General features: G+C 62.0%; 10 protein-coding genes and 1 pseudogene. All 11 read right to left on the reverse strand.

The window, feature by feature from the left end:
• Positions 1–2,179 (reverse strand): annotated as a pseudogene (locus ACUN9Y_RS15330) (hypothetical protein); the annotation flags it as partial.
• Between the two features lie 1,771 nt (positions 2,180–3,950).
• Positions 3,951–5,159, reverse strand: coding sequence for a benzoate/H(+) symporter BenE family transporter (locus tag ACUN9Y_RS15335; RefSeq protein WP_445461596.1), 1,209 nt, complete (start codon positions 5,157–5,159; stop codon positions 3,951–3,953).
• 491 nt (positions 5,160–5,650) lie between these two features.
• Positions 5,651–6,424, reverse strand: a complete 774-nt coding sequence (benD, locus tag ACUN9Y_RS15340) for a benzoate diol dehydrogenase BenD (RefSeq protein ID WP_445461597.1) — start codon at positions 6,422–6,424, stop codon at positions 5,651–5,653.
• Between the two features lie 102 nt (positions 6,425–6,526).
• Positions 6,527–7,330: an ABC transporter ATP-binding protein gene (locus ACUN9Y_RS15345; protein ID WP_445461598.1), complete on the reverse strand. Its 804-nt coding sequence runs from the start codon at positions 7,328–7,330 to the stop codon at positions 6,527–6,529.
• Positions 7,327–8,187: an ABC transporter ATP-binding protein gene (locus tag ACUN9Y_RS15350; RefSeq protein WP_445461599.1), complete on the reverse strand. Its 861-nt coding sequence runs from the start codon at positions 8,185–8,187 to the stop codon at positions 7,327–7,329. The genes ACUN9Y_RS15345 and ACUN9Y_RS15350 overlap by 4 nt, the downstream gene beginning before the upstream one ends.
• Positions 8,184–9,287: a branched-chain amino acid ABC transporter permease gene (locus tag ACUN9Y_RS15355; protein WP_445461600.1), complete on the reverse strand. Its 1,104-nt coding sequence runs from the start codon at positions 9,285–9,287 to the stop codon at positions 8,184–8,186. Before ACUN9Y_RS15355 ends, ACUN9Y_RS15350 begins: the two co-directional genes overlap by 4 nt.
• A gap of 11 nt (positions 9,288–9,298) precedes the next feature.
• Positions 9,299–10,159: a branched-chain amino acid ABC transporter permease gene (locus ACUN9Y_RS15360; RefSeq protein WP_445461601.1), complete on the reverse strand. Its 861-nt coding sequence runs from the start codon at positions 10,157–10,159 to the stop codon at positions 9,299–9,301.
• A 153-nt stretch (positions 10,160–10,312) separates the two neighbouring features.
• Positions 10,313–11,524: an ABC transporter substrate-binding protein gene (locus ACUN9Y_RS15365; RefSeq protein WP_445461602.1), complete on the reverse strand. Its 1,212-nt coding sequence runs from the start codon at positions 11,522–11,524 to the stop codon at positions 10,313–10,315.
• Positions 11,525–11,689: 165 nt separating this feature from the next.
• A complete protein-coding gene (gene benC, locus ACUN9Y_RS15370; RefSeq protein WP_445461603.1) occupies positions 11,690–12,694 on the reverse strand; it encodes a benzoate 1,2-dioxygenase electron transfer component BenC in 1,005 nt (334 codons plus the stop codon).
• Between the two features lie 33 nt (positions 12,695–12,727).
• Positions 12,728–13,216 carry a benzoate 1,2-dioxygenase small subunit gene (benB, locus tag ACUN9Y_RS15375; protein ID WP_445461604.1) on the reverse strand — a complete coding sequence of 163 codons (489 nt, stop codon included), beginning with the start codon at positions 13,214–13,216 and terminating at the stop codon, positions 12,728–12,730.
• Positions 13,217–13,242: 26 nt separating this feature from the next.
• Complete coding sequence (locus ACUN9Y_RS15380) at positions 13,243–14,622, reverse strand: Rieske 2Fe-2S domain-containing protein (protein WP_445461605.1); 1,380 nt, start codon at positions 14,620–14,622, stop codon at positions 13,243–13,245.
• Positions 14,623–14,662: the final 40 nt, after the last annotated feature.

Consider the following 14,662-nt stretch of genomic DNA (forward strand, 5'->3'; position numbering starts at 1 on the left):
TGGTCTGCAGCGCATCGATATCGCTTTCATTCACCGTGACCCGACCATCGAGAGTCGTAATACCGGTCTCATTGGTCGTGACCCTGCCATCAAGAGTCGTAATGCCGGTCTCGGCGGTCGTAACCCGACCGCCCAGCGTAGTAATCCCGCCTTCGTTAGTCGTGACCCGGCCGCCCAGGGCGGTGATATCGCCCTCGCTGGTGGTGACCCGAGTATCCAGCGACGAGACGTTCTGGTTGGTGGTAAATAGCTGACTGCCGGTGACCGCCTCGCGGCTGGTGCCCGACAGGGTACCCTCGGCCAGATTGCCGATGGTCGTGCCGCCACCGGCGCCATCGCCCAATAGCGTCACGCTGCCCGGCGTCAGCACGCCGCCGCCATCGCGGTCGTACACCACCGCGCCCTCGTTAAGGGTGGCGGTATTGGTCTGCAGCGCATCGATATCGCTTTCATTCACCGTGACCCGACCATCGAGAGTCGTAATACCGGTCTCATTGGTCGTGACCCTGCCATCAAGAGTCGTAATGCCGGTCTCGGCGGTCGTAACCCGGCCGTCCAGCGTGGTAATCCCACCTTCGTTAGTGGTAACACGACCATCAAGAGTCGTAATCCCACCCTCGTTAGTCGTGACCCGGCCGTCCAGGGCGGTGATATCGCCCTCGCTGGTGGTGACCCGCGTATCCAGCGACGAGACGTTCTGGTTGGTGGTAAATAGCTGACTGCCGGTGACCGCCTCGCGGCTGGTCCCCGACAGGGTGCCCTCGGCCAGATTGCCGATGGTCGTGCCGCCACCGGCGCCATCGCCCAATAGCGTCACGCTGCCCGGCGTCAGCACGCCGCCGCCATCGCGGTCGTACACCACCGCGCCCTCGGTCAGGGTGGCAGTATTGGTCTGCAGCGCATCGATATCGCTTTCATTCACCGTGACCCGACCATCGAGAGTCGTAATACCGGTCTCGGCAGTCGTAACCCGACCGCCCAGTGAGGTAATCCCGCCTTCGTTAGTCGTGACCCGGCCGCCCAGGGCGGTGATATCGCCCTCGCTGGTCGTTACCCGAGTATCCAGCGACGAGACGTTCTGGTTGGTGGTAAATAGCTGGCTGCCGGTGACCGCCTCACGGCTGGTCCCCGACAGGGTGCCCTCGGCCAGATTGCCGATGGTCGTGCCGCCACCGGCACCATCGCCCAATAGCGTCACGCTGCCCGGCGTCAGCACGCCGCCGCCATCGCGGTCGTACACCACCGCACCCTCGGTCAGGGTGGCGGTGTTAGTCTGCAGCGCATCGATATCGCTTTCGCTGGCGGTCACACGAGCATCAACCGCAGCAGCATACTGGTTGGTCGCAAACAGTTGGCTACCGTTGACCGCATCGGTACTCCCGGCGGTCAACCTACCGGCTCCCAGGTGAGTGATCGTGCGCTCATTGCCGGCAGAACCGATACCGACAGTACCAACCGGTGCACCGCCAGCAAATGGGTAAGACGTACCGCCCAATGTCACCGCCGTCGTTGCTACGGGAGCCTGTGTCGTGGCGCCGTCGCCTAATGCCACACTATTGTCTGTCGACGCGATGGCGTTTGCTCCCAGCGCAACGCCGTTGACCCCGGACACCTGTGCGCCTTCACCGAGTGCCACGCCGTTTGCCGCCAGTACGGAAGAGTTGTTACCCACGATGATGCCATTCGGGGCGACTACACTGTTTGAATTGCCGACGATCCGGGCCGCGGTTGCCGCGGCGCCGATGGCATTGTTATTGCCAAAGGCACCTGCAACGTTCGCGTCGATCGTGTTGTCATTTCCTAGCGCATACGATCCTGTGCCGGTGATCGTATTCGGATCGCCGATAGCACCGCTCGCATCACCGGTGACGCTGTTGCGATAGCCAAGGCTAATCGAGCGGGTTCCCGATGCGGTACTTCCGGTGCCAATGGCGATGGCATCCGCGGCACCCGCCCTGGCCTCTCCCCCCAGAGCCACACTGCCCACACCAATCGCCTGGGCCCCACGAACCTGATTGCTGCCGATAGCCACCGACCAGTCCCCGGCGATCACCGAGTCAACCGTCGCAAGAAAACCGTCACCAGAGGGAGAAGCGTAGCTACCGCCGATGGCGACACTATTAATACCTAGCGCTTGACTACCGAACCCCGCCGCCACGCTCGCGATGCCGTCGGCCACACTATCCAGACCCAGAGCCGTCGCCCACTGCCCTGTTGCGGAAGAGTGAAATCCGATGGCCGTCGTCCCTTCTGCCGTCGCAACGGAATAGGCACCGTAAACCGTCGCCGCGCCCGGACCCGTTGCGCTGGCAGAGCAACCGCCAACCATGGTCCCCAAATTAAATGAGGTGGTATCGCTTGGAAGCTCAAAAGACCCGTGGATAAAGCGCGCAACGGTGACCGTACCCGAACCACTACAGTCCGATGGAGCATCTTGAAACACGGGCACCGTTCTGGCGAATGCCTGCCACCCGACGACAGTCAACGCAAGCCCCAAGGCATAGATTGCGCCATTTCGAAAACGATAGAAAAGACTCAGGATAAAAGTCAAAAAAAGCAACCTGAAACCAACACGATTCGTAATTAACATTGCGACACACTTGACCCAACGGCCGCTTTCTCGAGCACGAGAAGAGACATCGAGAAAGGCATCTAAGAAAGTGAAGCTTCCGTGCGAGGAGGGTCTTGACACTGAGACACGATGCCATCTACCACAAATAGCCCGGCATTAAACGACGGTCCAAACCCATACACCAAACAGGCTTAACCTATAAATCTCGACACAAATCGCACACCATCACGTGCTAACAATGCTTGTTGAAAAAACCGCCTGGATAAAATAGCGACAACATGCCAAAGGAAGATTCGACCTTAGCCGCCACGAGGAAATTACAGCAAACAAAGAACCTTCACCTTAATACCATTTAAAAATAATAAATACGTCTCTAAATTATCATCTCAAAAAAAACAACGCTGACCCATGACAAAACCACCAACTCCACACTGCGCCATGAGACTAACAACAGACTTACAAATCAATAATAGTCGAGCATTTATTCATCAGTAAGCGCCTACCTCTTTCGCGCCAGACGGTGTCGTTCAACGGGAGTAAAAAACAAAACAGACTAAAAAAGCACCATCGAATTTAACTATCCCAACCATTCCCCATTGACACAAAAATTTCATAAAACAGATTAAAAATCATAAGCATAAAACCAACGAAAATCGTACCCAGCAAGGCAGCGCCCGTAAAAGCCTAAATCAAATGATATGATCGACGCGACCGCCCTGCGCCATTCACCCTCACCGCGCGAATTGAGCAAGGACTCACCGGACCAACCAAGGCCCGCCAGATAACACCTTTGCCGTAACCCTACGTGCAGTCCCCGATCTTTCCGGCAGAGTGTTGTATCTATACCCTGTTCTTAACTTTGCATCGAAAATGCGTGCAACGATCGATGCCAGCCTCGCTCAAGGCATAGGCATCTGGCAGATAGCCCGCTTGTTGGAACGCTCCCATCGACCACCACTCGCAAGATAAGGCGCAACCAGAGGCCTGATACCCACTACCGCGTACCACGTATCCAAGAGCATCGACTCCACCGCCGGATACGCTGTCGCCCGAGGGCAAGCGGCTACCTGTTCCCGGCGAAAATGAACCATGCTGACGCCTACGCCAGCAAGCTATCTCATCGCCAGGAGCCTGCCCCGACAAGACACTACCGGCAGCCAGAGTACCGCCTATTGCGAGAAACGCTCATCGACTCGTCCCCGTCAGGGAAGCGCCGAACAAATATCACGACTGATGACAGGCCGGATGCCGCCTGAGCGTGAAGCCCCTGGTTGACAGTCGGTTAAGTGAAGTCCTTGGGCAGCGCCGGTGGCCGGTAGGCCGGCCCCACAAGATGCCGAGCACGGCATTCTCATGCAGTGGTTCCTTCGCCGCCTGACTACCCGCGGGCGTGCAACAGCTTCACCGCCACGGCACCGATGACCACGCCCCAAAAGGCCGCACCGAGCCCGAACAGGGTCATGCCCGAGGCGGTGACCATGAAGGTGATCACCGAGGCCTCACGGTGATCGTCGGCCTGAATCACGCCCACCAGATTGCTCATGATCGCACCGATCAGCGCCAGGCCGGCGAGCACGGCGACGAAGGCCCCGGGCAAGGCAGCAAACAGCGCCACGATGGTGCCGGCGAAGAGCCCCCCGACCAGATAGAAGACGCCGTTGGCGACGCCGGCGACGTAACGCTTATCGGGGTCTTCGTGGGCATCCTTGCCTGTGCACAGCGCAGCGGTAATGGCGGCGACCGCGGTGGTGATACCCCCAAAGCAGGCCGTGGCGAAGGACGTCAGGCTCGCCACCACGAGGATCGGCTTGGCCTGGGTGGCGTAGCCGGCGCCATGCAGGATCATCATGCCGGGCAGAAACTGGCCGGTCAGGCTGACCACCACCAGCGGCAGTGCCAGGCTCAGGGTGCTCGCGAGGCTCCACTGAGGGACGATGAACTGCGGCACCGCGAGATGCAGGCCGACGCCCGCCAGGCTTGCCCCTTCCAGCAACACGGCGAGCACGATCCCTGTGACGAGCAGCAGAATCAGGCAGTAGCGCGGCCACAGCCGCTTGAACACGAAGTACGCCAGGATCATGCCGACGGCAAGCCAGGGAGAGGTCTCGACGGCCTGGAAGGCACCGAGACCGAACTGGAACAGGATCCCTGCCATCATGCCGGCGGCAACGCCTTTCGGTATCAACGCCATCAAACGGTCGAAAGTGCCGGTCAGGCCGATCACCAGCAGGATGACCGCCGCGCTGAGATAGGCCCCCACCGCTTCGTTGAGCGATAGCTCCGGAAACAGCGTGACCAACAGCGCCGTCCCGGGGGCCGACCAGGCGGTCACCACCGGTACCTTGAGCCAAAGGCTCAACACGATGCCCGATATCGCCGCACCCATCGAGATGGCCCACACCCAGGACGTCATCATGGCCGGTGAGATCTCGGCGGCGGCGCCGGCCTGGAAGAAGATCGCCAGGGGGCCCGAATAAGAGATCAGCACCGCCACGAAACCAGCGGTGATGGCAGAAAGCGACAGGTCCCTGCCGAGCGCGAAGCGCCGAGTCGAGGGAAGCGGACTACTGGGCTGGCGTTGCGACATGCTGAAACTCCTTGAGGCCCGACAGTCGAGGTGGGCTGTTTGACTGTGCGATTAACTTTGCGATTGGCTATGTGATGGTGTGGCTATCTTGTACTACCGACGGTGACACCGGGCACAGCGCTCGATGTCGATGTCATGCCAGTGCCAATCCCATTGCTGATGTCGAGCGAGCATCGGCCAGAGCGGCAAACCGCCTTCCCCGAGGGGCAGGCCCTCTTGCCACAAGTCCAGGCGCCACAAGACCAAGCACCACACGTTCAGGTACCACACGCCCAAACACCAAAACCGGGGCACGAAAAGACGGGACACGGCAGACGACGGCAGACGAAAAAAGGCTCGTGCCCAAAAAGAGCCACGAGCCAAGGAGGATAACCGTTGTCTAGCGGGATGCCTCGAGAACACCTGGCCAGTCAGCCGGCGGCCCGGCGCTATCCGTCTCGCTCGGCTCACCGCCAAGCGACTCAAGGCCGCGAGTCCATGGAGCCATACCGCTACCCCGGATCGCCGCCGGCCACCGGCACCACGGTGCCGGTGATGTAGCTGGCATCGTCCGAGGCCAGAAACAGGATCGGACCGACCTGCTCGTCCAGGGTGCCGTAGCGATGCATCAGGCTCGAGTCGTTGGTCTGATCGATTAGCTGCTGGTACCAGCGCTTCTCCTGCTCGCTTTGCGCTTCACTATTACGCGGCGTCAGCCGCGGTGGCGCCTCGGTGCCACCGGGTGCGGTGGCATTGACACGCACGCCGTGCTCGGCCATCTCGATGGCCAGCGTCACGGTCAGCGCATTCACCCCGCCCTTGGCTGAGGCATAGGGCACCCGATTGACACCACGGGTCGCCACCGAGGAGACGTTGACGATATTGCCTCGGCTCTCGATCAGGTGCGGCAGCGCCGCGCGGCAGCACCATAGCGTCGGAAACAGCGAGCGACGCACCTCGGCTTCGATCTGGCTCGGCTCGTAGTGGCCGTAGGGCTTGGCCCAGATGGTGCCGCCGACGTTGTTGATGACCACATCGAGGCGACCGAAGTGCTGGCGGGCACGGGTCATGACGTCCTCGGCCCCTTCCCAGGTCTCGAGATCGGCGGTCAGCGCGAGCACGTCCACGCCCTTGGCCGCAAGCTCCTGCGCCACCTGATGCACGTGGTCGGCGCGATCGACCAGGGCCAGGCGTGCGCCTTCTTCGGCGGCGCGCTCGGCCACCCTCAGGCCGATGCCCTGGGCGGCACCGGTGACCAGCATCACGCTATCGGTAAATCGCTTCATGATCGTTCCTTCTTCGAATTCAAGTTCGGGGCGCGTCCGCCGCTTGGCCCTGACACCGCTCACCGCCTGGACCGCTATCGGGCACGCCAGGGTCGCCGCGCCTCAACCCACGCCGAGATGGGTGTTGAGAAGCTCCGGGTCCGCCGTCAGCGCTTCACTGTCACCGTCAAACACCACCTTGCCCTTGACGATAAGCAGGTGGCGATCGGCGGTCTTGAGCAGATTATCGATGTTCTTGTCGACGATGATGCTGGCGATGCCGGAGTCCTTGATGCGCCGGATGATCGACCAGATCTCGTCGCGGATCAGCGGAGCCAGGCCCTCGGTCGCCTCGTCGAGGATCACCAGCCGCGGGTTGAGCATCAGCGCTCGGCCGATCGACAGCATCTGCTGCTCGCCGCCGGACAACAGCGAGCCATCGTGATTGATGCGCTCCTTGAGGCGTGGAAAGGTCTCGAGCACCCGCTCGATGTTCCAATCCTCGTTGCCATTAACCCTGTCACCGTTGCCCCCGTCACCATCGCGCCCGGCGCCGTTCGCACCTGGCCTGGCCACCATAACGAGGTGTTCGCGCACGCTGATGCCAGGAAAGATGCCACGCCCTTCCGGGACATAGCCGATGCCCTGCCGAATGATCTGCCACGGGCGACGCTTGGCGGTATCCACGCCCATCACCCTGACCTCGCCGTGGCGCGGCGGCACGAAGCCGAGGATCGACTTCAGCGTCGTGGTCTTGCCCATGCCATTGCGCCCGAGCAGGCTCATGGTCTCGCCCGGCTGCAGCGTCAGGTCGATGCCGTGCAGAATGTGACTCTCGCCATAGAAGGTGTGCAGGCCCTTGGCCTCGATCAGGGGCGCGTCGAGATCGACGCTAGCCCGATCCTTGGAATCGAATAGTGCGTTCATGCCTTGGCCTCCTGATCATTGGCCGGACTGGTCTCATCTGCGTCCTTGGCATCGTGACGACCGAGGTAGACGTCGCGCACGGTGTCGCTATTGCGGATGGTCTCGGTGTCGCCACTCTCCAGCACACAGCCGTCGACCATCACGGTAAGGCGGTCGGCGAGGCGAAAGACCGAGTCCATGTCGTGTTCGATCAGCACGATGGTGTACTCACTCGCCAGCCCCTTGAGCAGGTCCGCGACCTGATCGGTTTCCTCCCGCCCCATGCCGGCCATGGGCTCATCGAGCAACATCAGACGCGGCTGAGTGGCCAGCACCATGGCGATCTGCAGCTGGCGCTGCTCGCCATAGCTCATGCCCGACGCCGGCACATGAGCACGGGACACCAGGCCACAGGTATCCAACGCCTGCAGGGCTCGCTCATCGACCTCCCTGGCACGATGGCGCGAGCGCCAGCTGCCGATGACGCCGCCGTGATGGATCCGCGCGGCCAGCTGGCAGTTCTGCAGGCAGGTCAGGCGCGGGAAGATATTGGTCTTCTGATGGCTCCTGCCGATGCCGAGTCGCGCGACCTGGTGAGCCTTCTTGCCCTGGATGGCCATGCCGCGATAGAGGATCTCGCCCCGGGTCGGCGCTATCTCGCCGGAGAGCAGGTTGATCAGGGTGCTCTTGCCGGCACCATTGGGGCCGAGAATGGCGTGAATCTCGCCACTTTCGACACGAAAATCGACGTCGTTGACGGCCAGCAGGCCGCCGAAGCTACGGGTCAGGCCACGGGTCTGGAGCATGGGCGCCTGGCTTTTCGCCGCTGACGACGACGGCGCGGGCGTGGCTCTTGCACTTGCGCTGACGGCACTCATGAGGAGCTCCTCCCTGACGAGGGTTTGGCGGTGGGCCGCGGTGACGTAGAGGGATCACCGGCCTTGGGCGTCAGGCGCTCGACGAGCGTTGTGTCCTTGGCCCCACTGGCCCGCGAGCGACGGGAAGGATGCAGCATCAACCCGGCGATGCCCTTGGGCAGTACCAGCACGGCGAGGATGATGGTCAGGCCCATCAGAATCGGCCAATGCGGCGTCAGGTGCTCATAGAAGTAGAGCAACAGCTCGTAGGCGAAGGCACCGAGAATCGGCCCGAAGATCGTACCCATGCCGCCGAGGATAACCATCATCAGCACCTCGCCGGAATGGTGCCAGCCGAGCTGGGCCGGGTTGGCGAAACCGTACTGCATGGCCGCCAGCATGCCCGCCACGGCGGCGATCATGGCGGCGATGACGAAGGCGATCAGCTTGTAGCCGGTGGTCGCGTAGCCGAGTGCCTGCATGCGATGCTCGTTATCGTGAATGCCATCCAGCACCTGGCCGAAGTGCGACCGGGTCAGCCAGCGCAAGAACAGGTAAACGACGACCAGCAGCGCCAGGCAGAAGTAGAAGAACGTCAGGGGATCATCCAGGTTGATCAGCGGCGAGGCCCCATCGGCGCTACCGATGGCAAGGCTTGGGCGGAACATGATGAAGACGCCGTCGGTGCCGCCGGTGAAGCTAGCGGTGCTGATGTAATAGAACAGCATCTGGCCGAAGGCGAGGGTGGTCATGATGAAGAAGATGCCCTTGGTGCGTAGCACCAGCAGCCCCACCACCACCGACACCCCCCCGGACACTGCCATCACCAGCGGCAACATCCACCACATCGATGCCGGGCTAAAATCGGGACTGGCCATGGCCAGGGTGTAGGCGCCGATACCGAAGAACAGCGCATGACCGAGGCTGACGAGCCCCAGGATGCCGACTAGCAGATCGAGGCTCACCGCGAACAGCGAGAAGATCAGCATCAGGGTCAGTTTTTCCATGAAGAAGGCGCTGGAATCGCCGAATACCGCCGGCCCCCAGGCCGGATAGGCAATCATCAGGGCGAGCAGGGCCAGCATCAGCACCAGCACGCGCTTAGGATATCTGTGCAACATGACGGTCTCCTTCAGGCGAATAGCCCGCGCGGTTTGATCAGCAGCACCAGCGCCATGATCAGGTAGATCAGCATGCTGGCGAGACTCGGCACCAGCACCGGTCCGAAGGTCTCCGCCATGCCGATCAACAGCGCACCGAAGAAGGCCCCCTTGATCGACCCGATGCCGCCGATGACCACCACCACGAAGCAGGTGATGAGAATGCTGTCACCCATGCCCGGGGCGATCGACGAGATCGGCGCCGCCATCATGCCGGCGAAGGCGGCAAGCGCCACGCCGACGCTGAAGATCAGGGTGAACAGGGTGCGAATGTTGATGCCAAGGCCTTCGACCATCTCGCGATTGACGGCACCGGCACGGATGATGATGCCGAGCCGGGTGTGGCGGATGACCCAGTAGATGGCCCCAGCGAGCGCCAGGCACACCGCCGCCACGAACAGCCGATAGACCGGATACTGCAGGTTGTCGGTCAGGGCGATGGAGCCGGTAAAGGGCTCGGGCAGCGCGACCGAGTGCACGTCACCGCCCCAGATGATGCGCTGGGCCTCGTTGAGCACCAGGATCAGGCCGAAGGTCAGCAGCACCTGGTAGAGGTGGTCGCGACGGTAGAGGGTGTCGAGAAACAAGCGCTCGATAATAAGCCCCAGTGCCACGGCGATAGGCACGGCGATCGCGATCGCCAGCCAGAAGTTGCCCAGGCGCTGGGTCAGATCGAAGGCCAGATAGGCGCCGATCATGTACATGGCGCCATGGGCCAGATTGATGATGCCCATGATGCCGAAGATCAGCGTCAGGCCACTGGCGATAAGGAACAGCAACAGGCCGTACTGCAGGCCGTTGAGCAGCTGAACCCCGAAGAAGGCAAGATCCATGATATTGCTCCTGTGACGAGCGCTTTACGCGAAAAGCGCTCAGCGGTAGCGACAACCGAACCCCGCGCCTCAGACGCCGAGGGCGCCTGTCATGCAGGCGAGCCCTTCGGCCAGCCTGCGGATGCTGGGCCCGGTCCTACGCTCAAGTGGGGATCAGCCCTTCATCGAGCAGCCGCTATCGGGAACTTCCAGCTGCTCACTGGCGATGGCACTGACGTGATGTTCGCCGTCCTTCACCTCGCGCAGGTAGACGTTCTGGATGGGATGGTGAGACGCGGAGAAGCTGACCGGTCCACGTGGGCTGTCGAGCTCCACCGCCTCCAGTGCCGCGATCAGTGCCTCGCGATCGGCCTCCCCGTCGAGGGACGTGTAGGCGGCACTCAACATCTTGCCGGCGTCGAAGCCCTGCACCGCGTAGGTGTCCGGCGCCTCGCCATAGGCCTCTTGATAGGCGCTGACGAAGGCTTCGTTCTGCGGGGTATCCAGAGTCTCGGCGTAGTGCATGGTGGTCTGCACGCCGTTGGCGGCATCGCCCAGTGCGGCGAGGTTGCCGTCGGTCAGAAAGCCCGAGCCGAACAGCGGAATGCTGGTGTTGAGCCCGGCCGCGGCGTAGTCGCGCACGAAGCTTACCCCGCCACCACCGGCGAAGAAGGTATAGACGGCGTCAGGCTCGAGACTGGCGATCTGGGCCAGGTAGGTCTGGAATTCGGTGCTCGGAAACGGCACCAGAATCTGCTGGATAATCTCGCCTCCGGCCTCGCTGAAGGCCTGCTCGAACCCGGCGAGGTCTTCCTTGCCGCCGGCATAATCCCAGGTGATGGTGACAACCTTGCGATGGCCCTGGTCGTAGACCACCTGGCCCATGGGGTAGGCGTTCTGCCACATGCTGAATGAGGTGCGAAACACGTTGGGCATGCACAGCTGATTGGTGGCGGCTTCGAGTCCGGCGTTGGGAATGATGGTGATGGCCCCGGTCTGCTTGGCCACTCGCAACATGCCCATGGCAACGCCCGAGTGCACCGGGCCGATGACCACGTCGACGCCCTCACCCTTGACCAGGCGACTCATGTTCTGGGGCGCCTTGGACGGGTCGGCTTCGGAGTCGAGCTCGACGTACTCGACCTGGTGGCTGCCGAGGCTGCCACCTTCCTGGTCGATGGCAAGCTTGAGCCCGTTGGTGATCGATTCGCCGAGGGCCGCGTAGGTACCGGAATAGGGCAACATCAGGCCGAGCTTGACGCTGTGATCGGCCAGGGCGGCAGCGGACATGGTGCCCGTGACAAGGGCCAGGCCGGCGACGCCGATGGCGCGTTTCAGGGGGCTGGCAGCGGGGGGAACAACGACGGAATGGGTATGATCTGTCATGGTCGAATCTCGTCAGGTTGTGATTGTTATCGTTATCGTTTTATTCGCGGTCTTGTTCTGTCGGCTGACTGACAGGCTCCGGCGCGCCTGGCGCCTGGTGACCGTCCCTGGTCCAGGGTCTTGAGGCACCGGCCTCTCGCGGACCGGAGCCGAAGCCTGCGGCGATCAGTTGGGCGTGAACTTCTCATAGTGGAAGCTTGCCGGCTTGATGCCCTGGCTATCGAAGTGCTTGAGCACCGCATCGACCATCGGCGGCGGGCCGCACAGGTAGACATCCACATCGCCGTCGTGCAGCTTGCCGTCATCCATGTGGTGGGTGACGTAGCCCTTGCGCGGATGGGCGCTATCCTCGTCGGCGACCACGGTGACGTAGTCGAAGTCGGCGATCGCGTCACGCGCGGCGTCCAGCTCCTCGCACTTGACCAGATGATCGTCCTTGGTCACGCCATAGATCATGTGAATCGGCTGGTCGCAGCCGGCCTCCGACAACTGCTTGAGCATCGACAGAAAGGGCGCCAGCCCCGTGCCACCTGCCAGCATCAAAATCGGACGCTGGATGGCACGCAGATAGAAGCTGCCCATGGGACCGGTCACTGCGATCTGATCGCCTGGCTTGGCCGTGTCACCCAGGTAGCCGCTCATCAGCCCGCCCGGCACGTTGCGAATCAGAAAGCTGGCGCGGGAATCGCCCGGCAAGGAGCTGAACGAGTAGCTGCGGTGCGCGCCTGCCCCTGGCACTTCCAGGTGCACATACTGCCCAGGCAGAAAGCCCAGGGCGTCGCCTTCGATATCGATGGCAAGCTCGATGCTGTCGTCCGATAGGGGAGCCACGGCCGACACGGTCGCGGTGCGCTTGCCGACCTCGGTCTTGCACATGGTCGAGGCCACCGGCACCTGAATCACGCAGTCCGATGACGGCACCATCTGGCAGGTCAGCACCTGTCCCTCGTGGCGCTCCTCCTCCGACAGCGCCTCTTCCAGATACTCATCCCCCAGGTCGAAGTCGCCCTGCTCGCAGTGGCCCTTGCAGGTACCACAGACGCCGTCGGAGCAATCCATCGGCAGGTTGACCTTCTGGCGATAGGCGGCATCGAGCACCGTCTCGCCCTCGTTGCATTCGATGAAGCGCGAGACACCATCCTCGAAGTTCAGTGCGATGGAGTAGCTCATGGTCGTTCTCCCACTCGTTTCCTCCCACCGAGATCAGACGTGGTAGACGTCGATGACCTGGTGGATGTAATCGTTATTGAGCTGCACCATCTTCTCGGTGATCACGGGCTGCTCACCACTGACGTCCAGGGTGTAGAAAGACACCCCGAAATAGCCGTCGGTCTGCTTGTAGCGGTGCGCAAGCGTATGCCAGTTGAAGCGGATCTTGAGCGTGTCGCCGTTTTCTTCGAGCACCTCCAGATTGGTGATCTGGTGGATGGTGCGCGGCTCCGGCGTGCTCGCCCCGCTGCGTTCGGTCTTGATCCGATAGACGCGATCCTCGAGCCCTTCACGATTGGGGTAGTAGATCAGCGAGATCTCGGACTGCGGGTCGTCGACGAGCGTGTCGTCGTCGTCCCAGCAAGGCATCCAGAACACCGCCTTCTTGCTGTAGCACTCAAGCCATTCGTCCCACTGGCGGTCGTCGAGCAAGCGCGCTTCGCGGTAGATGAAGCCTTGAATATCGTGGTAGCTGATGGACATGACGATTCCTCCTCTGGACGTGGCACTCAAGCCGACTGGGTAGCGGGCTCAACGGCGATGAACTGACGGCGTTCCTTGTCGATCGCGCGCAGCATTTCCTCGACCCAGTGCTGGTGGTGCAGCACGTAGAGTCCCTCGTCCTCGGGAGAGGACCCGCTCTTGAGCGGCTTCATGTCGATGGCCTGAGCGTCCTCGTCGGCGCCGTCGATCCACTGCTTGGCACCGCGCGACAGGTCGTTCCACTCGGCGATGGCGCCCTGGTAGCCGTTGTGGCAGCCGCGGAACTCTTCCAGATCGTCCGGCGTCCCCATGCCACTGACGTTGAAGAAGTCCTCATACTGACGGATGCGCACCCGGCGATTCTCGGCGGACTCGCCCCTGGGCGCGAAGCAGTAGATGGTGACCTCGGTCTTGTCCACGGAAAGCGGACGCAGCACCCGGATCTGGGTCGAGAACTGGTCCATCAGGTAGACGTTGGGGTACAGGCACAGGTTGCGGGTCTGGTTGACGATATTGTCGGCCCGCGCCTCGCCCAGCTCCTTCTCGATCCACTCCTTGTTGCTGTAGACCGGACGCACCTCAGGGTTCAACAGGCGGGTCCACAGCATCATGTGGCCGTTCTCGTAGGAGTAGAAACCGCCCTTGGCCTTGGACCAGCCGTCGGCGTCCACCGCCTTGGTACCACCCTCGTCGTAGTTGCGACGGTCCATGGTCGAGGCGTAGTTCCAGTGCACGGTGCTGACGTGGTAGCCATCGGCGCCGTTCTCTGCCTGCAGCTTCCAGTTGCCGCTGTAGGTGTACGACGAAGTGCCGCGCAGGATCTCGAGCCCTTCCGGCGCCTGATCGACGATGTTGTCGATGACCTTCATGGTCTCGCCGAGGTAGTCCTCCAGGGGCATCACGTCGTCGCTGAGGCTACCGAACAGGAAGCCCTTGTAGTTGGCGAACACCGGCACCTGCTTGAGATCGTGCGAACCTTCCTGCTTGAAGCCTTCCGGATAGGCGCCGTTCTTCTCGTTTTTGGCCTTGAGCAGACGACCGTCGTTTTTGAAGGTCCAGCCGTGGAACGGGCAGGTGAAGGTGCCCTTGTTGCCACGCTTGCGTCGACAGATGGTCGCGCCACGGTGGGCGCAGGCATTGATCAGCGCGTGCAGCTGGCCTTCCTTGTCACGGGTGATGACGACCGGCTGGCGCCCCATGTTGAGCGTGAAATAGTCGCCGGGCTCGGGAATCTGGCTTTCGTGAGCCATGAACAGCCAGTTGCCTTCGAACACATGCTTCATCTCGAGCTCGAAGAACTCCGGGTCGGTGAACATGCTGCGATGGCAGCGAAAGACGCCGGCTTCGGGGTCGTCGACAACGGCGCCGCGGACGCGAGCTTCAATACGGTCGAGGTTGCTAGTCATGATCGGTCTCCTGCTTCATCACTCGGCACACAGGGGGCGA

The organism is Halomonas sp. V046 (assembly GCF_052645355.1).